General features: G+C 23.3%; 15 protein-coding genes. 12 read left to right on the top strand and 3 right to left on the bottom strand.

What is annotated here, in order from left to right; translation table 4 throughout:
- Positions 1–19 precede the first annotated feature (19 nt).
- The 7 genes from ACXX87_RS02935 (at position 20) to ACXX87_RS02965 (ending at position 9,303) form a co-directional block, all read left to right on the top strand.
- Positions 20–1,195 carry an ATP-binding cassette domain-containing protein gene (locus ACXX87_RS02935; protein ID WP_458573247.1) on the top strand — a complete coding sequence of 392 codons (1,176 nt, stop codon included), beginning with the start codon at positions 20–22 and terminating at the stop codon, positions 1,193–1,195.
- On the top strand, positions 1,182–2,135 hold the full coding sequence (locus tag ACXX87_RS02940) for a sugar ABC transporter permease (protein ID WP_458560512.1): 954 nt from the start codon (positions 1,182–1,184) through the stop codon (positions 2,133–2,135). The genes ACXX87_RS02935 and ACXX87_RS02940 overlap by 14 nt, the downstream gene beginning before the upstream one ends.
- Positions 2,128–2,937 carry an ABC transporter permease subunit gene (locus ACXX87_RS02945; RefSeq protein WP_436358402.1) on the top strand — a complete coding sequence of 270 codons (810 nt, stop codon included), beginning with the start codon at positions 2,128–2,130 and terminating at the stop codon, positions 2,935–2,937. The genes ACXX87_RS02940 and ACXX87_RS02945 overlap by 8 nt, the downstream gene beginning before the upstream one ends.
- Positions 2,938–3,005: 68 nt before the next feature.
- Positions 3,006–4,913 carry a P68 family surface lipoprotein gene (locus ACXX87_RS02950; RefSeq protein ID WP_436358401.1) on the top strand — a complete coding sequence of 636 codons (1,908 nt, stop codon included), beginning with the start codon at positions 3,006–3,008 and terminating at the stop codon, positions 4,911–4,913.
- 6 nt (positions 4,914–4,919) lie between these two features.
- Positions 4,920–5,744, top strand: coding sequence for an MAGa7180 family putative nuclease (locus tag ACXX87_RS02955; RefSeq protein WP_458573248.1), 825 nt, complete (start codon positions 4,920–4,922; stop codon positions 5,742–5,744).
- A complete protein-coding gene (locus tag ACXX87_RS02960; RefSeq protein ID WP_458557670.1) occupies positions 5,711–7,594 on the top strand; it encodes a DUF2779 domain-containing protein in 1,884 nt (627 codons plus the stop codon). Before ACXX87_RS02955 ends, ACXX87_RS02960 begins: the two co-directional genes overlap by 34 nt.
- Positions 7,595–7,731: 137 nt before the next feature.
- Positions 7,732–9,303, top strand: a complete 1,572-nt coding sequence (locus ACXX87_RS02965) for a hypothetical protein (protein WP_458561035.1) — start codon at positions 7,732–7,734, stop codon at positions 9,301–9,303.
- Between the two features lie 30 nt (positions 9,304–9,333).
- On the opposite strand, the gene ACXX87_RS02970 is transcribed toward ACXX87_RS02965, so the two are convergent.
- On the bottom strand, positions 9,334–10,101 hold the full coding sequence (locus tag ACXX87_RS02970; RefSeq protein ID WP_458557708.1) for a leucine-rich repeat domain-containing protein: 768 nt from the start codon (positions 10,099–10,101) through the stop codon (positions 9,334–9,336).
- Between the two features lie 121 nt (positions 10,102–10,222).
- On the opposite strand from ACXX87_RS02970, the gene ACXX87_RS02975 reads away from it, so the two are divergent.
- The 5 genes from ACXX87_RS02975 to ACXX87_RS02995 all read left to right on the top strand — a co-directional run bounded on the left by ACXX87_RS02975 (position 10,223) and on the right by ACXX87_RS02995 (position 19,287).
- Positions 10,223–10,483 carry a hypothetical protein gene (locus ACXX87_RS02975; protein ID WP_458557709.1) on the top strand — a complete coding sequence of 87 codons (261 nt, stop codon included), beginning with the start codon at positions 10,223–10,225 and terminating at the stop codon, positions 10,481–10,483.
- 27 nt (positions 10,484–10,510) lie between these two features.
- Positions 10,511–12,040: a phospholipase D-like domain-containing protein gene (locus ACXX87_RS02980; RefSeq protein ID WP_458557710.1), complete on the top strand. Its 1,530-nt coding sequence runs from the start codon at positions 10,511–10,513 to the stop codon at positions 12,038–12,040.
- 227 nt (positions 12,041–12,267) lie between these two features.
- Positions 12,268–14,910: a type I restriction-modification system subunit M gene (locus ACXX87_RS02985; protein ID WP_458573249.1), complete on the top strand. Its 2,643-nt coding sequence runs from the start codon at positions 12,268–12,270 to the stop codon at positions 14,908–14,910.
- 1 nt (position 14,911) lies between these two features.
- Positions 14,912–16,069 (top strand): restriction endonuclease subunit S, encoded by a 1,158-nt coding sequence (locus tag ACXX87_RS02990; protein WP_458573250.1) that lies wholly within the window; start codon positions 14,912–14,914, stop codon positions 16,067–16,069.
- Positions 16,069–19,287 carry a DEAD/DEAH box helicase family protein gene (locus ACXX87_RS02995; protein WP_458573251.1) on the top strand — a complete coding sequence of 1,073 codons (3,219 nt, stop codon included), beginning with the start codon at positions 16,069–16,071 and terminating at the stop codon, positions 19,285–19,287. Before ACXX87_RS02990 ends, ACXX87_RS02995 begins: the two co-directional genes overlap by 1 nt.
- A 44-nt stretch (positions 19,288–19,331) precedes the next feature.
- Here the strand turns inward: ACXX87_RS02995 and ACXX87_RS03000 are convergent, their stop codons facing one another.
- A complete protein-coding gene (locus tag ACXX87_RS03000) occupies positions 19,332–20,255 on the bottom strand; it encodes a site-specific integrase (RefSeq protein ID WP_458557354.1) in 924 nt (307 codons plus the stop codon).
- 115 nt (positions 20,256–20,370) lie between these two features.
- The coding region (locus tag ACXX87_RS03005; protein WP_458573252.1) for a restriction endonuclease subunit S at positions 20,371–20,927 on the bottom strand (557 nt) is incomplete at its 5' end.

A 20,927-nucleotide genomic window follows, 5' to 3' on the forward strand; every position in this document is an offset into this window, starting at 1 on the left:
TTTTTGATAAAATTAAAATATGAAAAATATTATAGAAATAGAAAATTTACTTTATAAAAAAGAAAATAAAAACATTTTACAAATAGAATCTTTATCTATTCCAGAAAAGAAAATCATTTCTATAGTAGGACCTTCTGGTGCTGGTAAAACAACTTTATTAAATTTGCTGTCACAATTAGAAAATCAATTTAGTGGAAATATTAAATTTTTAAATAATTTAAAATTAGAACAAATAGGATATATTTTACAAGAAAATGTTTTATATGAGCATTTATCAGTTTTTCACAACATTTATTTAAGTGCTAAAAATTCATTAAATTGAAAAAAAGAAAAAAGAATTAAATTTTTAGAAAATTTTTTCAAGCATAGTAATCAACAAATTGAAAACCAATTATCTAAAAAAATAAAGAAATATACAGAAAATATTTCTTTTAAAAAGGAAAAATGGTTATTTTGATCCCTATGATGAAAATTCTTGTTTTTAACTTTAAAATACGATAAAAAGCAAATAAAAAAAATATGAAATTTTTTATTTTTTATAAAAAAAACTTTTAAAAAAGATCTAAAAGTTATTGCAGAAAAACTTGAAATTAACACTTTAATAAAACAAGAAGCAAACAAAATTTCAGGCGGTCAAAAACAAAGAGTAGCAATTGCAAAAGCATTAATTAAAAACAATAAACTTTTGTTACTGGATGAACCTTTTTCAGCTCTAGATATTAAAATTAAAGAAAAAACTTTAGAATGAGTTATTAAATTAAAACAAGAATTTGATTTATCAATAATTTTAATAACCCACGATCAAGCAGATGCACTCAAAATAAGTGATTATATTTTAGTTTTAAATAACGGAAAAATAGAACAATTTGACTTAACAGAAAATATGTTAAATAAACCTAATAATTATTTTGTAGCAGATTTTTTTAATTATCCAAAACTTAATTTATTAAGAAAAACAGAGCAAAACTCTTTTTATGTAAGAGCAAAAGATGTAGTAATTACTAAAAGTCAAGAAAAATCAGAATTTAAAATCATCGATAAACAGATAGTTGGAAATTTTATTATTTATAAGGTAGCAAGTGAAAATAATGTTTTAACTTCTATTTCGATTGATGAGTCATTGGAAATAAATGATTTTGTTAAAGTTGATATTAATAATGAAAAAATTTTGGAGTTTTCAAATGAAAAAAAATAACATAGAAATGACAAAAATAAAGAAAAAAACAGTAAAAATAACAAAAATATTTTTATTAATTTTACCTTTACTCATTTTGCTGTTTCTATTTTATATTTATCCAATTATAAAATCTACTTATGAATCATTTATTGTTTTTCCAAGTTCGACAAAAAAAACAATATTTATTTATGGACTCAATAATTTTAATAATGTAATAAACGATTCTAATTTTAAAATTGCCATTGAAAATTCTACCTTTTTATTTTTTGTCCCAACATTTATATCTTTATTTTTATCTATTTTTATTGCTTATATGTTGAGTACAATTTCAATGAAAAAAACACAAAATTTATTTTTAAAACTTATTTATTCGCAATTTTTTATTTCTTATTTTGCTGTAGGAATTGCTTTTTTATTGCTTTTTGGAGAACAGAACTTATTTTTTAAAATCTTTAATTCCAATGCTAGTTTTACTCACGGAAATAATAAATTAAATATAAAATTATATCTTTTCATTTTTCAAGTTTGAAGATCACTTTCCTTTAATATAGTTATATTTACTTTTATTTTTATTTCAATAAATAAAAAATATTATAAAGTTATGATTTTAGATAATTTAAATTTTTGAGATAAAATGAAATATTTATATTTCAAAGAATTTCAAAAACACTTATTAATTATTATATATACAAATTTAGTTTTTTCTGCTCTTTTATATCCAGGAGCAATTATGGAAGAAGATAAAATAGAAGAACTACAAGCTCATACATTATCTAGTTATGTTTTGAGCTTAATTCAACCAATAAATGGAACTTTGGAAATAGACATTAATAAGGCATATGCTGCAAGTATTTTATCTCTATTTTATTTATTATTTTTATTTTTAATCACTTACATATTTTTCTTTTTAGTGCGTTTTTTCTTTATAAAAATCAAAAAAGGAGAAAAATATGATTAAAAAAATTACCAAAGAAATTATTAAAATTTTAATCTTGTTATTTATTTTATTATTAATTTTATTTCCTTTATATATATTATTAATCACTTCATTAAAAAGTAATTATTCCACTTCTAATAATAATTATTCATTAATTTTAAAAGAGTTTGAATGATCGAATTTTAATTTTTTCAAAAATTCAATATTTTGAAAAGCAGTTTTTTTATCAATGTCAAGTTCTTTACTGCTTATATGTTTAAGAGTGGTTTTTTATACATTATTTATAGTTGGTTTATCTAAAATTAATCAAAAAATAAAAAAAGCAATTTTACTTTTTATTATGTTTTTTTCTTTTATTCCAGAATTTTCTATTTATCTTTCATTAAGAGAAATATTATCCAATTTTCATATAATAAATAATTTATCAGTTTTTTCAATTGTTTCTAATTCTATATTTTCTTATTTTTTTATTTATAATCTATTAATTAATTTTGAAAAAACAAAAAATCAATATTGAAAAGTTATTAAATTAGATAATTTAAATATATTTCAAAAAATCTATTTAGTTTATTGAAAAGAAATGAGAAATTATTATATATTATTAATTATTTTTAGTTTTATTTCATCGTGAAATGATTATCTATGACCAAATTTTTTATTATCTAGCACAGACTCTAAAACTGTTGGTATTTGATTTAGACAAATAGGTGAAACTCCTTCAGGGGGATATTTTTTAAATATTCAAGCAGCCGGTTCTTTGGTTGTTATATTATTGCCTTTAGGAATTTATTTTACTTTTTCCCAAAAAATTATCAAATTTTAATTTTTTCACCTTTTATTTTAAAAAAGTATTAAAATTAAAATACTATAAAATTATTTTTTAGGAGAACAATGAATAAGAAAATATTAAAAAGTTTTTTTTCAATTACAACACTAGCAAGTGTGATTTCACTTGCAAGTTGTAATAATCAAAATCAAACAACAATTGAAAAAAAATACGAAACTAAAAAGGCACAAGATAATAAAATAGTTTTTGCAACAGCTCAAAGCAAAGTTTATCCTTTAATGATTGCAATGCAAGAACTAGTTCCTTTATACAATGAAGTTATGAAAGATAATCCTGATTTTCTTCCTATAGAACTACAGTTATCGGATAAAAGCGGAGCAAATAGCGAACTTGAATTAGCTGCTAATGAAGCAAAATATATTAAAGAAGATAGTGAAAAATTAGCTAACTTAATATTAGGAAACCAAAGTGGAGCATTTTTAGTTAATCAATATGGTAAATTATTAGAAACAAAAGATATTTTACCTAATTCATCTTTTATTAGTAAAATTTTAAAAACACATACAAAATTAGTTGGAGAAAACATCAAGGATGATACTAAAATCTTTAATTTACCTTTTGATTTAAGTGATATAGATGCTTTTTCTATTAACATAGACTTACTTGGTAAAATTTTTGAATTGTTAGAACAAAACAATGCACAAATAGATAAAAATAGTGAAGTTTATAAATACATTCAACAAAATAAAGGAAATGGAAGAAACATTCCAGAAGATTCAATAATAAATTTCATAAAAGTAAAAGCAAATAATAATATTAACAATATTGTAGTTAATGATGAAACATTTAACAATATTACTAAAATTTTTGAATTTGCTAGATTAGTGCATAATTCCTTTGAAATCGACCAAGATAAAGCTACTAAATTTGGTAAAGATATAAGAGATTTAGCAATATTTTCTATTGACTATCAAGAAGACACATTTTTTAAAGTATTAAATAATAAACTCAAAGGTAAAAAACTTTGGACTTTAAAAGAATCTAAAAATCCTTATGATTTATCAGAAATAGATTATGCAATTGCTAACGACACAGAAATTCAAAGAATTTTTAAAGAAACATTTGATGAATTTGTGCAAAAAAACAGCAAATTAGAAATAAATAAAGCAAACACTACAACAAAAAAACCTGTATTTTATGATGTAAAATATGAAAACAATAAAAACGAATGAGCTTCTTGAGACATAAGAGAATACAAAACAGTTTTTGCTTTTGCAGCAGCTGTTGGTTATGAACAATCTATAGATAGTCCTACAAGTAGAGCATTTTTTGCAAAAAATAATAAAGAGATATCAGATAAATTTACAAGTGATTTAGATGTTTGATTAAGACCACAAGTTACAAAAAATTTACCAAGTGATAATTACTCATCTTACTTTGAAGGAGGTTCAAGTTTAATTCCTATTTCTGTTGATAATGGTGGAAAAGAAGATAAAGCAACAAAATTATTTTTAAAATGATTATATTCCGGAGAAGTTGATTATCGTGGTAAAAAGATTAAAGTAAGTGATTTAATTTCACAAAAATCATCTTATATTATTCCATTAAAAGAAAAATTAAATACAGAATCTGCAAATTGATATGACCATCAAATTGAATCTTTATCAACACAAAGTAATGAAAACGGAACAAAAATAGATACTCTAAGCAAAAAAACAACTAAAACACCAGAAGAAGAAAAAGAAATTGAAAATTTACGTAAAGAAAACGCAAAAATAGAAACAGAAATAAATTACGTAAAAGCAGCTAAAATTTCATACGAAAGTTTAAAAAACTTCGTAGATAAAGAACAAGAAGACAATGTCTTTTTACCAATAGATCAAAAATCTTCAAAAATTATTAAAGAAATTCAAACAATGCTTTTAAATTCTACTTTAAAAGAAAATTCAACTAAAATTTCTGGAGAAGCAGCATTAAATAAAATTTTAGAAATAATAAGATCAAAAGAATAGGAAAGAATGAATTGAAAAGACAGAAAATATTACAATGAAGTACATTATTTTATAGATAAAATCAATAAAAAAGTAATTTTAGAAAAAAGTTTTCACGAACAACTTTTAAAAAACAAAGGAACTTGAAACGGATTTAAAAAAATAGGTGGTTCGTCAATTGGCGATGTATTAGAACTTGATCAATTTAAATCTCAATTTCTAGCTTTTATAAGAATGTCTAAATTAGATATGCCTATTTTAGATACTAAATACATAGATGCCGGAGTAGCAATCGAACCTAAAGTTATTGATGTCATAAGAAAAATGACACAAAAAGAAGTGGAAGTTTTTCCACCTGAAAAATATTCATATGACTATTTTAAAGGTAAAGACGATATTATCGGTGGAATTCCTGATGGATACATCAAAGATTTAAATATGATTTTAGAAATTAAAACAACTCAAAGCAAAAATTTCGATAAATGAGAAAAAGGTGATTTACCTTCTGCTTATTTAAAACAAGCACAACTTTATTCTTATTTAATGGGTTGTGATACTTTTGCAATAGTAGCAACATTTTTAGAACAAGAAGATTATTTAGATCCAGAAAATTATCCAATTGAAAAAAGAAAAATAAGAACTTATAAATATAAAACAAATGTACCACAAATCGAAGATGACATTGTTAAAATAAAGGAATGATATAATTTTTACACAACAAAAGGATATTCACCACAATACAATGAAAGAACTGATGGAGAGTTATTAGAATATCTTGAATGTAGAAATGAAGAAGAATGGATAAAATTAATAGATAAGTGAACTTTACAAGGGAAAATCAAAGTAAAATAGTGGAAAAAGACTTTATAACTTTTAATCATTTTTATAAATACAAAACTTGTCAAAAATATTTTATTTGAAATAAAATTGATACTCAAAAAAATGATTTTGATATCGATGAAGAAGAACAATCAGAAAAATTTTGAGATGCTGTTAATTTTAGTGAATTACTTAATGAAGAAAATTTAAATTTTGTTTCTACAAGAGCATCTGTTTTTACTTCATTAGAAAGAGAATTTGAAAATTTTATACAGCAAAAATACCGGATAAACAATGTTTATGTTGTTAAATCCAAAAATAACGAAGAAGCAATAATTGAAACTGAAAACATATTAAGAAATAACAAATATAAAGTGATTTTATATCCAGTTTTTAAATATAAAAATGCAATTGCAAAACCAACATTAATTGATTTAGAAAATAAAAAAATTTCTATTTTAAAACTTTCTACATCTACCAAAAGAAAAGATATTCTTCGTCCTTTTTGAGACTTTTGAATAACAAACAAAATTATTAAACTCGAGAATATTTCTTTATTTTTGCTAAATTTAAGTGAAGAAAGTAAAAAAGATTCAAAAGATTTTTCTGAAGTATTTTATTTAAACATAAACAAAACTAAAAAAAGTTTATCTAAATCAATGGAAAAAGAATTAAATAATGATTTGTTTTTTTATAAAACAATTATATATCAACAAGGATTAACTCCTCAAGAATACGATTCTATGATAAAAGGAGAGTTTGTTCCTGAAAATAATATTTATGCAATGATTTCTTCAAGAACATTACCTATAAATTCAAAAAAGGATGAATATTATGATTTTGAAACTATTGAAGAAATTATCGAAAATATAAATGAAGCTAAGTCTATTAATGATTTTGATAATTTAACAACTGAAGATAATTCACTTTTTGGAACAAATTCAGATTTTAATGATATTTTGTCTTTAAAAGAACCAACTATATTTGGTTATAGTGGTAATATTTTAAAAAAAGAAAAAATCATTTCTTTAATTGAAAATAAAAATATAGCAAGTATAAAAACCCAATTAAGCGATAATTTCCTTTATTCTCAAATAAATTCACAAGATATTAAAATTTTTAAATCAGCAGAATTAGAAAATATAATTGATATTTTAAATGATAAAAACAAAAGAATTGTATGATATGACTTTGAAGGATTTTCTTTACCTTATCCACCTATGAATGGAGTTTTACCATATCAGCAATTAGTTTTTCAACTTTCTATTAAAGAAACATTAGGTAATAAAATCATTTCTAACAATTTTGAAAATGAAAATGTTGTTTATGATCCACAAAAATTAACAATTAAAACTTTTGAAGAAATTATTACTAAAATATATTCTAATAAAGCTGATTATTTTGTTGTTTTTAATAAAGGTTATGAATTAACCAGAATTAAAGAAATGCTAAAACTTATAGAAAAAGAAGATTTACAAATGCATCAAAAATTAAGTAATTATTTTTCTCATATTGTTAAAAACACTATTGATTTAGCAGACTTTTTTAGTGGTTATTCAGAAACAAGAAAAAATCTACCTTTTATTTTTATTCCAGAGTTAAAAGGTTTTTATAGTATTAAAAAGATAGAAAAATATATAACAAAACACAATATTAAATTAGATCATTTAATAACTCCTTATGTAGAATTAGAAATTCAAAACGGATTAAGTGCTATGAACAAAGCAATAGCTCGTTACATCGGTTTCATCGGAGATAAAGAATGACAAGAAATTAAAAAAAATTTAAAAAAATATTGCGAAAACGACGTAATGGCAATGATAATGGTAAAAGATTTTATAAATTTTTTAATCAAAGAAAAAACTCAAAAAAGCAAAAAATAGTTTAAAAAAATGCTTATTTGAGTTTTTTTCTTCAATTTTAGTAAATTTAATTTTTTGGATATACTAAAAATTTATTTGTATACTTGCCAAAATAATAGTAAAATGAAAAAGATAAAAAAATAACTAAAGGAGATTTTATGAAAAAGAAAATCAAGATTAGTAAAAAGAAAATTTCTCTAATTTCAGTAGCAGCATTATTGACTACAAGTGCAATCTTAATACCATCTATTTTAATACCTACATTACATAAAAAAGATAATATGAACAATAGTGCTTTGGAAACTAATGAAAATGGTTCTGTAAACAATAACACTAATACCAAAAATAAAGGAAATACAGTAATTTCTGAAAATGAACAAGCTAATATGACCAGTAGAAATGGTCATAGTAATATTAATACAAAAGGCAATCAACAGACTGATAAAGAGATTAGTAATTCTGATGATACTGATAATTCAAATGTGAAAAATTCTAAATTATCACTTTCAGAATTCAAAACTTTTATTAATCAATTTAATAATGATTGATCAAATATAACTAAAGGAAAATCAGATTATAAATATCAATCTATAATTGATTTAAAAACAAAGATAGATCAAGAAATTAAAGATTTAGAACAAAAAGGAGAAGATTTTGATTATAACGATGCAAAAGTTAAGTATGAACAAGAATTAAAATCTTTACCAAAGAAAATTTACAAAATTGAAGATATTACTGTTATTAATATAGAAAAAGCAAATTTAGTTCAAAAAACTAATAGTATGTTTGTTTTATCTTTAGATGTTAATGTTGCAAACTTGAAAACTAAGGAAAATAGAGATTTGTTTTTATTAACTAATGATGAGCAAGTAACAACCAAAATTAAAAAGATAGATTTTAATACTTGATCCAAATTTGAAGATCAAGGTACACAAAAAATTGAATTTGTTATTGATTATGAAATTCCAAGAACAATCACTTTAACAAATTTAAAATTAGGAACACAAAATAATGATTTAATAATTAATCTTCCAGATTCTTTAAATAAATCTATAACATTCCAAAGTTTAGAGTCAATTGCTAAAAATTGACAAAAAGAATATGAACCACAAACAAATAAATATAAATTTTCATTTGAAATTTTCAATAATTTAACTTTAGGAAACAAAGCAAATAAAGTTACTTTTGAAACTTCAAATGGAAATATACAAGCGGATTTTGTTTTAGAAACATTAAACGAAAATACTCATAAATACACTATAACCGTAGATGGTCAAGGTAGTGGCGAAGAGGATTATTTAGTAAACAAAATGAAATTTGGAAATCAAACTCTTAGAACATTTACTTATAATGAAACAACATTAGCCCATATTAGAGATTGATATTACATCAAAAAACAACCACTAAGGGTAATAAATCTTGCTTTAAAACCAAGTGATTCCAATAATAGTTTATTATTAAGTTTCTTTTGAGAAACTAAAGATATACAACCTAAAACCAATGGTGAATATAAAGGCGTTGCTAAGTTAGAAAAGATTTCTAATGGAAAAGTTGTCAAAACAGAAACAAGAACTTTTAACATTAGTTCTGCTTCTGATGGTGCAGCATTTCTTTTAAGAAACCTAGATAGAACTTCAACTTATAGACTTGTTGAACTAAGAATTGATAATCATAGACAAACTTTAGATAAATGACAATATGGTCAAAGCAACGAAGCAACAACAAAGTAAAAAAATAATTCAAGTTTTTGAACTTGAATTTTATTTATGAAAATTAATTTGTTGATCTGCAAAAAATAAAATTTTATTATTTTTATCAAAACTAAAATAAATTTCAATTGATTCAGAATCACTTGCTTCATTGTTTATAAAGGTAATTTCCTTTATATTAGCAAAATCTTCATATTTCATTAAATTATTTAATAAATTAAAATCTATAAAAGAAATATTATGAAAATCTTTTGAATTTGAATATTCAATGTATTTAATAGATATTTTTTTATATCCTTTATTTTCACTATCTTGAATAAAAGTTTGCTTTAAATTAAATGTTAAAGTTTCAATGTTTGTGTTATTTCAAAAAGGATTGAAAACCATCGAAAGATTTTCATTATTGAATTCTAAATGTAAAAGATCATTGTTTTCAAAAGCACTTTCTTCAATGATTTCTACTTTAGCAGTAATGCTAATTTTTTCTAATTGGTTATCAGCAAAAGCAAATGATTTAATTTCTTTTAAGGAATTTGGCAATTCAGTTTTTTCTAAAAAATTAGTTTCAAATGCAGAGTCTTCAATTATTTCGATTTTATTATTTCAAACAATTTCTTTAATAGTGCAATTCATAAATGCAGAAAGTTTAATGATTTTTAAATTTTCTGGAAAGATAACCTTTTCAATCCCTTTGGTTGCAAAGGCTAACTCATCAATTATTTCTAAATCTTTAAAACTACTTAAATCTAAAATAGCATTTTGAAAATACTCTTTTTGCTTCAAGATTGCTAAAGATTCTTTTTTGGTTAATATTTTCATTTTTCTCCTTTGTCTTTACAATTTTATATTCTAATTGGAAAAATAGAAATAAAATCTTATTTTTTTCCTTTTTTTAGTAAAAATTGAATAAAAAATAAATATTAAGTGAAAGGAGGGACAAATGAAACAAAAAGTGACTTTGGTTAAGTTGACTAATGAAGAAATAGAAAACATTGGTGGATCTTTTGCATTTGCAGCAGTTCTACCTTATATCCCTTTAATGGTTAGTTCTATTGCTTCACTTGTTGCTTCTGCAAAAATGGCAACAAGTTCATCAGGAGAAATAAAAACCAAAGAAGGTTTATCTCAAAAATGAGATTCTCCAACAACAAAAGATAGTGGTAATACAAAAACCATAAATCCTATCTATTTTATTTACTAAAATTATTTTTTTTATATAATTATCAATATGAAAAAAAAGATTTCTATTAATAAAGTAATAAACTTTTTATTTTTATTCTCCTTTTTATTTTTTCTTATTTTTTTTACGTATGTTGCCATAACTAAAATCTTTAAAGATGCAAAATTAGAATTTATAATCGGTGGAATAATATTTTACTTCATAAATTGTTTATTTGCTATTTATTTATTTTTACAAGAAAGACATATAGATGCAAAAATTTCTTGAATATTAATTATCCTTATTTTCCCCTTTTTTGGTCCAATACTCTTTTTAATTTTTGGAAGAAAATATAATTATAGAATAAAAGAAAAAGACTATTTACTTAATAGAAATTTAACTCCTTATGATAATGATTTCTGTGGTTTTAATTGTAAACAAAATGTTAATTTAGATTTATTTGATAAAGCTCATAAAATATTTACAACAAATCCTAAAAATTTTAATAGTTCATTATACTTAAATGGTTATGATTTTTTTGAAAAGTTATTTTTAGATTTAAAAAATGCCAAAAAATTTATTTTCATAGAACTTTATATTATTAAAAATGATTTTATGTGGTTACAAATGAAAAATATTTTAATTCAAAAAGCAAAAGAAAATGTTGAAATTAAAATTATTTTAGATTGATTTGGATCTGCATCTCTTCCAAAAAAAGACTTTAAAGAATTAAAGAAATTAGGTATTCAATTTTATGTTTATAACAAAATTTGATTTCCTTTTATTCATTCTAAAAGTTTTTATAGAATTCATAAAAAACTTTTTATTATAGATGGTAAAATAGGTTACATTGGTGGAAATAATTTAAGTGATGAATATTCTAATTTTTCAACAAAATACGGAATTTGGTTCGATGCAAACTTAAGAATAAAAGGACAAATTGTTGTTGATTTAACCAATTCATTTATCAAAGATTGAAATTTATGAACTGATTATGAGATTACTGATATCAATTCTTATTTAAATATAAATTTCAATATGAATAATGATTTTAAAGAAAATTATGGATTAATTTTTGAAGGTGGTCCAAGATATGACGTTTCTTTTTTAGAAACCTTTATAATTCAAATGATATATTCTTCAAAAGAAAAAATTGAAATTTTTACTCCTTACTTCATTCCTACAAGAAGAATTTTTCTTGCTTTAAAAGAAATGATTATTCTAGGTAGAAAAGTTGAAATTTATTTACCTGGAAAATATGACAAAAAATACGTTGAATGATTCACAAAAGATTTTGCAAAACAACTTGAAGAATATGGTGCTCAAATATTTGAATTTAAAAATATTTTTTCTCACACTAAATCAATGATTATTGATGAAAATATAGCATATACTGGAACAATGAATTTAGATATTAGAAGCTTTTATTCTCAATATGAAATTAATGTTTTAATTCAAGGTCAATTTATTAAAAAATTTAATGAAAATATTAAAAATTTAAAAGAAAAAAATATTGTTATACCTAAAACTTTCACAAATACAAAACCTACTTCTAAAGTTAAAAAAATGATTATCGAATTATTCAAAAGTCTTTTATAAACATTTTGTTTTATAGTTTAAATAAAATCAAGCAAAAACTTGTAAAAAAGCAAGTTTTTGTTTTTTTATAATAAAAAGCTAAAAACAAGCAATTTCCCTGTATTTTTGGCAAAATCAGGAGTTTAGATACAGAAAAACATCTGCTTTATACATAAATAAACATTATTTTTTAATATAATTATAATATTAAATAAATTAGGCTATTAAATAAAACAAGAAAGGAAAAAATGGCAAAAAAAGAATTTGAAAAAACAATAACAAAACAAGAGTTAGCAAATAGAATTTGACAATCTGCAAATGGTTTAAGAGGTAATTTAGAAGCATATGAATATAAAGACTTTATATTATCTTTTATATTCTATAGTTTCTTATCTCAAAAACAAATTGATTTAATGCAAGAAAAGTTTGAATTTTCAATCGAAGAAATTCAAGAAATGGTTTCTAACTATACTGAAATTTATACAGATAATGAAGATAAAATCACAGAAATTAAAGAAAAAATCAATTTAATAAAAGAAGATTTAGGATATTTCATTTTTTACAACGATTTATATCAAGTATGAACAACAAACAAATATGGAAAACAATCAGATTTTAGCATTTCCAAACTTTCAGAAGCAATTCAAAGATTTAACAAAAATATTATAGATGATCAAAAATACAAAAACTTATTTGAAGATATTATTATGATTTCTGTTGAACAGTTGAATAAACTTGGTTCCAATGTTCAAGAACAAACAGAAACAGCTAAAAAAATAATGGAACAAATTAAAGATATTCCTGTAACTAATCAGAACTATGATGTTTTAGGATATGTTTATGAATTTTTAATTGGACAATTTGCTTCTACAGCGGGTAAAAAAGGTGGTGAATTTTATACACCACATGAAGTTTCTGTTCTAATGTCTGAAATCATTGCTTGAAACTTTAGAGATAGAGATAAAATAAAGGTATATGACCCTACTTCAGGTTCAGGTTCTTTACTTTTAAATATCGGATCAACCTTTAAGAAATATGACAAAAACAAAGATTCTGTAACTTATTATGCTCAAGAAAAAGTTAGAACAACTTTTAACTTAACAAGAATGAATTTAATTATGAAAAACATTAATTCAGCCGATATTAATGTTAGATGTGGTGATACTCTTAATGAAGATTGACCTGTTAGTGAAAACAATGGTGATATTATTTCTGTAGATGCAGTTGTTTCTAATCCACCTTACTCTTTACAATGAAATCCGGAAGGAAGACAAACAGATCCGCGTTATGCAGATTATGGAGTGGCTCCAAAATCAAAAGCAGATTATGCATTTCTTTTACATGAACTATATCACTTAGATACAAATGGAATGATGGCAATTGTTCTACCTCATGGTGTTCTTTTTAGAGGATCAAGTGAAAAAGAAATTCGTACAAAACTAATTAAAAACCAAAAAATTGAAACAATTATTGGTTTACCTGCAAATATTTTCTTTGGAACAGGTATTTCCACTATCGTAATGATTCTTAAGAAAAATAAAGCAGATAGTAACATCCAATTCATTGATGCTTCTAAACTCTTTGTAAAAGATGGAAAAAATAACAAACTAGAAAGATCGCATATTAAAAGAATTGTTGATGTTTATAAATCAAAAGCAGAAATTACTAAGTTTTCAAGAAATGTTACTTTAAAAGAAATTGAAGAAAATGACTTCAATTTAAACATTTCTAGATACATTGACAACTTTGAAAAAGAAGAAACACACGATTTATATGCATCAATGTATGGTGGAGTACCGAAAGTGGAACTAGATGAATTAAAAGCATATTGAAACACTTTTAACTCCCTTTTTGACACAATCACAACCAAAGTTAATGATTCTTATTTTAAACTCATTGATAAGGAATCAATTCAAGACAAAGTAAAAGAAAATAGTGATGTTAAAGCATATTCAAATCACTATTTACAAATCATTAGTGATTTTAGTGAAGAAATTTCTAATTTAACTTCTTCATTAGACAATATTTTTAAACTTGATGATAAGTATTTAGATAATATTATTGATAAATATATCTTTGAAGATTTACAAGAAGTACCATTGTTAGATAAATACGAATTATTCCAAATAATGCTTGATTATGCTCATAAACATATTCAACCAACAATTTCTGTTATTCAAAAATTTGAAGGAGAAGAATTTAGTACAATTCTTGAACAAACAACAACAATTAGCAAAACCAAAGATGGTAAAGTTAATAAAATTGAGAGCGAATTATTCGATATTGACACCATTGCTAAATTTAAATTTGCTTCTTTGATTAATTCAATTAATGAAAAACAAGAGCAAATTACAGATCTAGATTCTCAAATGAATTCAATTGTTGAAAGTATTAACGACGAAGACAAAGATGAAGAATTATTTAAAGATGGAGCAATAAAAGCTGCAGAAGTTAAAAAATACATTAAAAAAATTGATTCTAATGAACAATGAGAAGAAGAATCTTTAGAATACAAATTATTAGAATTTGATAATTTAAATAACCAAAAATCTGACTTAAACAAAGACTTAAAAAATTTAAAAACAGAATTAAACCAAAATATCGAAATATACTTATCAAACATCACTGAAGAAGAATTCTTTAATTTATTACACAAAGAATGAATTAGTAATTTTGAATCTATTATTTTTGAAAAACAAGATGCTATTATTAACTATTTAATTTCCAGATTAGAATATTTATATGATAAATACTTTGATACTTTAAGTGACATCAATAATCAAATTAAAGAACAAGAATCCAATCTAATTAATCTGCTTTCTGAATTAAAAGGTGAACCTTCAGATATAAAAGCAATTGAAGAGTTAATAAAAATTTTAGGAAATAAATAAAATGATTTCAAAAGACAAGTTAGTTCCTTCTTTAAGATTTAAAGAATTTACTCACGCTTGAGAACAGGACGTTTTTGAGAATTTATACGAAAAATCTTCAGAAAAAAATAATTTAAAGTTTGGTTTAAGTCATTTTATTTCCGTTGCATCAAGTACTTATAAAACAGATATTAAAATTGATAATTTACAAACAATTTCTAATTACAATGTTTTTAGAAAAGGTGATATTGCTTTTGAAGGTCATACCAATTCAAAATATCCTTTTGGTAGATTTGTTGAAAATACAGTAGGAAACGGGATAATTTCAAATATTTTTAGTGTTTTTAGACCAAAAACAAAATATGATTCAGAATATTGGAAATATGCAATAAATAATAATTCTATAATGTTAAAAGCTTTAAAAAATTCTTCAAAATCAGGAATTATGATGAATTCTTTAGATATTAAGGAATTGAATAAACAAATTATTGTTTTTCCTTTTTTAAGTGAACAAACAAAAATAGCAAAATTACTTTTATCTTTAGATTCAGTCCTTTCACTTCACAAGCGTAAGTATAATTTCCTAAAAAACATTAAAAACACATTACTTGACAAGATGTTTCCATCTCAAAATTCAAACATTCCAAGTATAAGATTCAAAGAATTTACTCACGCTTGAGAACAGGACATTATTCAAAATTTATTAAAATTTGAAAGACCTGACAAGTATATAACTAAATTTTCTGAATTACCTAAAAAAGGGAAATTCCCCATATTAACAGCAAATAAATCTTTCATTATAGGTTATACTGATGAAATAAATTTTTATAATTCTAAATGTATTGTTTTTGATGATTTTACACTAGATAATAAATATGTAAATTTTCCTTTTTTAGTCAAATCTTCTGCTATTAAGATACTTTCTGCAATAAATAAAAGCGATGATTTATTTTTCTATTTTTTACTTTTAAATTCACAAAAACTCGAAAGCCAAGGACACGCGAGACATTATATTAATATAGTTTCCAAACATAAAGTAAAGTTGCCAAAAACTTTATCTGAACAAACAAAAATAGCCAATTTATTTAGTTCGATTGATTCAGTCCTTTCACTTCACAAGCGTAAGTTAACAGCATTAGAAAATATAAAAGCAAAACTATTAGAAAGGATGTTTATTTAATGGAACACAAAGAATTAGAATTTGAAAAATCTTTATTAATTAAGTTAAAAAACTATGGTTGAAAAAATCAAAGTATTGAAAATTCCCAAATAAGCGATACACTTGATGGCATTAGCGAAAAAGAATTAGAACAAAACTGAAGAAATATCCTTTTTGAACTTAATAAAGCAACTCTTAATAATGTGCCTTTAGATGATGAAGAATTTGAAGAAATTAAAGCAAAAATCTTTAATTCAGCAAATAAAGTTGTTGAAATTCATAGTTTACTTCAAGGTGAGTCAATCCCTTTTCAAAGAACAAATCCAAATTTAAGTGCAGAAGATAAAAAAGGTTTGATTTATTTAAAAATTTTTAGTAATACAGAAATAAAAGCAGGAAATACTATTTATCAAACAGCAAGACAAGTTTCTGTTTCTGCTCAAAGAGAAAGAAGAATTGATGTTTTACTATTAATAAATGGTTTACCACTATTTTGTTTAGAGTTAAAAACAGCAAATATTGGTATTGAAGATGCTAAAAAGCAATTAATTCAATACGGGAAAAATGGGGTATTTTCCACAGGATTACTTAAATTTGTACAAGTGCTTGTAGCACTAACTCCAAATAATATGGAATATACTTCAATTGTTGATGATTTTAGCAATTTCAACATAAAAGACTTTAGATATTGAAAAAATAAAGATAATCAAATAGTTAATGATATTGATAAAATAATTAACTTATTTTTCAAAATCCCAGAAGCACATAACTTAATTTCTAACGGAACAATAATTAAAGACAATAAATTATTAATCACTAGAAGTTATCAATTTTATGCTATTAAAGCAATTCTTGATAAGATCAATGAAATTAAATACAAAAACGAAAATAAATGCGGATTTATTTGACATACAACAGGTTCTGGTAAAACTTTAACAAGTTTTCAAACAGCAAGTCTACTTTTAAAAAGAGAAATGGTTTCTACTGTTGTTTTTGTAGTTGATAGAATCGATTTAAATGAACAGAGTTTTACAGAGTTTAGTGAATTTTCAAAAACAAATAAAGATAAAATCAAAATTATAAATACTTATGGAATTAAAGATCTAGAAGAAAAATTAAAAGAAACAGCAAGAAACAGCGGTTTATTTAAAACAATTTTTATTACTTCTATTCAAAAACTATCTCAATTAAGAAAAAATTACTTCAAGCCAGAAGAAAAAATTGCTTTAATTTTTGATGAAGCGCATAGAAGTAGTTATGGTCAAATGATGAATAAGATTCAAAGTCAATTTGAAAATGCTATTTTTATTGGATTTACAGGAACTCCAATTCATTGAGTTAATCAAAAAAATGAATTAACTACCGAACAAGTATTTGGACCATTACTTCATAAATACACCATTATTAATGGTTTAGAAGATGGAAATGTTTTAAGATTTAGTAATAATTATATAAATTTTGAAAATATGCTTTTAGAATACTTTTATAAAATTCAATGTAATCATTATGGTGAAGAAATTGAAGTTGATAGTACAAAAATAAGATATAAACTTTCTGCTTGGGCAAATCAAGGAAGATTCAATTCAAGTGATTTAGAAATTTATAATTTATTAAATCAGAAAAATAGTTTAGATAATCCAGAAGCTATTATTAAAATTGAAAGATGATTAAAAAACAACGATTACTACGATAATGATAATTTTAAAAAAGTAGTAGTTAAAGATATTTTAGAACACTGAATTAGTACAAGTAATAACAGAAGATATAGTGCGATTTTAGCTACTAAAAAAATCGATGACGCTATCAAATATTTTAAATTATTCCAAGAAGCTAAAAAATCAGTTCCGGAATTAGCAAACTTTAATGTAACAGCTTTATTTGACAAAAATATCGATGCTGTTTCAGAAGAAGAAACAAAAAACTTTTCTAAACTAGAAGAAATTAAAAATATTTATGATACTTTTGAACAAGATTTTAAAGATAATCCAAAAGTAACCACTGCTAATCTTGATGAAAACTTTAAAAGTGTAATTTCTAAAATTTTTAAAGAAAGACAAATTATAGAAGGAAATAAATATCCAACAGTAATTCTTGATTTATTGATTGTTGTAAATCAAATGCTAACAGGATATGATTCCAAGTATATTAACACCGTTTTTTTCGATAAAATACAGGAAAATGAACATTTAATTCAATCAATGTCTAGAACAAATAGACTAGAAAATGCAAATGATAAACCATTTGGTTCTATCTATTTTTACAGAGAACCTGGAACCATGAAATCTAATCTTCAAAGAGCGCTTGAGATTTATTCAGGAGTTCATAATGTTGATATTGAAGCAGATTCAAGTAAAATACTAATAAGTAATGCTCAAAAATATTATCAAGAAATTGAAGTTATCTTTAATAATTGAAATTATCCAAACTTTGAAGAAGTGCCAAAATATGATCCTAAATCTGAAAACCACATTCTTAAGGAACAACAAAAAAGATTTGTTGGTAATTTTACTAAACTAGAAAAAACACTTACTTCTTTATCACTTTTAAGAAAAGAACCTTATAAAGAACTTTCAAATGTCTTTAATGAAGAAGATATTAATAAACTTAAATTAAGATTTAAGGAAATCGATTTAAATGCTCTTAGAGACAATAAAGAAAAAGATGAAATAGATGAAACAATAAGTGATTTTGATTTAGATTGAATGTCAGAAAGAACTTTAAACACTCAGATGATTGACATTCATTTTTTTGAAGTTCACTTTACATATAAAGGGAAAGTTGCAGAATTAAAAGCACCTATAAACGAGTGAAGTGAAAAAGAATTTCATCAAAAACTGGCACAAGTTGATGCAGATACAAGAAAACTTCTTCTGCAAATTGATGCAGATATTAGTGATGGTAAAACTATAATTGAAGAAATTTACTCACAATTTGGTGGTTTAAAACAATATTTAAATTTCTTAAAAAATAAAGAACTTAATGATGATAAATCTAAATTTAAAGCAACCTATCTTATTGATCAAGATGAAAACATTAGCAAAGTCTTTGATGAACTTTGAGATTTAGAAGAAAGTCGTTGAAAAGAAAATGGAAGAATCGATACTATAGAAAAGTATCTAAAAACCATAAAAGATGAACAACCTTTAAAAGAATACATTCTTTCTAAAAATAAAGACTGTAAATTGTATATAATCTACAAACAATTTAAAGAAGATCTCAAAAACAAAAAAATAAACTAAAACACCCAAAAAAATGGGTGTTTTTTGCGTGGGTGAACTTATGTTTAAATTAAGCTAGATATTGATCTCATTACTAAGTCAATATCTTTATTTTCTAATTCATTAATTATGTGTAAATATATTCTTTCAGTTGTATTCATACTTGCATGCCCTAATCTTCTTGCTACGGAAGCGATAGATACTCCAGCATACAATAAAATTGATGCATGGGTATGTCTTAAGGCATGAACAGTAATTGGAGGCACATTAGCTTTTTTGCACCTTCTTATTAAAATATCATTTATTGTTGAGTTATAAATTTTTTCTTTAAATATAAAAATTGGTTTATCTGGATCTAAATCTTTAATAATTCCAGCAAATTGTGAAGTAGTCATTCAATCAAGTTGTACTTTTCTAATTGAAGACTTATTTTTGGTTGGTAAAAAGCCACCATGTTCTTTGTAATTTCAAGTTTTAGAAACATTTAATGTTTGTTTAACAAAATCAAAATCTTTAGGCGTAACCGCAATAGCTTCAGAAAATCTTAAACCGGTTTTAGCAATTAATAATATTAATCAATCCATATTTAATTTTGAATCTAGCTTAAGTGTTTTTAAAAGCAATTGTAATTGAAATTGATTTAAATATTTTTGTCTTTTTTCTCTAGGTGCTTTTCCTTTAATAACAACTTTTCTTGTTGGATCTGTTTCTAAATATCCATCATCTAGTGCATCAAGTAAGCAACTTTTAAGATGATGATGAAAATCCATTGTTGTTTGTTTTTCATGAGTTAAGGCATATTCATTTAATAATTTTTGATATTCATATCTATCTAATTCATTTAACTTTAAATTTGGAACTAACTTTATGATTCAATCTAATGTTAATTCATATTTTTTAAAACTTACCTTTCTAATTGAATCCTTTTTATATACATAGATTCAATTTTGAAAGTATTTATAAAGTAAAATATCTGATTTTTTCTTCATTTTTCTCCTTTTTCACCCACGCTCGAAAGAAAATTCATATTTTACTTTATAAAATTATTTTACTTTTGCTTTTTAGAAAAATAAAAAATTACTTAAAATAAATTTTTTTTCATTTCTAAAACTTATGCTTGTGAAGTGAAAGGACAGAATCAAGATATGTAAATAAATCAGCTATTTTACTTTGTTCTTTATTTTTTGTTGTTATTGATAATTTTAGATCTGTAATATGTGTTTTTAATATAGATGGAATATTAGCTGCATTCACTTTTCTCATTAAATTAATTTGATTTAACTTCAAATTATAAAAATAAAAAAGCAAATCTCCAGTGTCAAAAGATAATGAATATACGGAATTTCCTGCTCAAAAAGGTTGATTTACAAAATTTATAAATCCCGCATTTGCTCCTCTTCCAGAAATTATTATTTTATTTCCTTTTTGGTTAAATTTCTTATAAAAGCCTGTGTTTTCTGTCCCACCATTATAAACTGGAAATTTAAAAGAATCATTTTGATAAATTTGATTTACAAATTCCCCACTAAAAATATTAACTAAATTTCCCAATAAGTCCTGTTCTCAAGTGTGAGTTGCTTTTTCAAATTTTAAAGGGAAAATTACAGAATTTTGAGATGGAAACATCTTGTAAAATAGCGATTTTCTAATGTTTTTCAATA

It is taken from the genome of Mycoplasma sp. 613B (assembly GCF_054343485.1).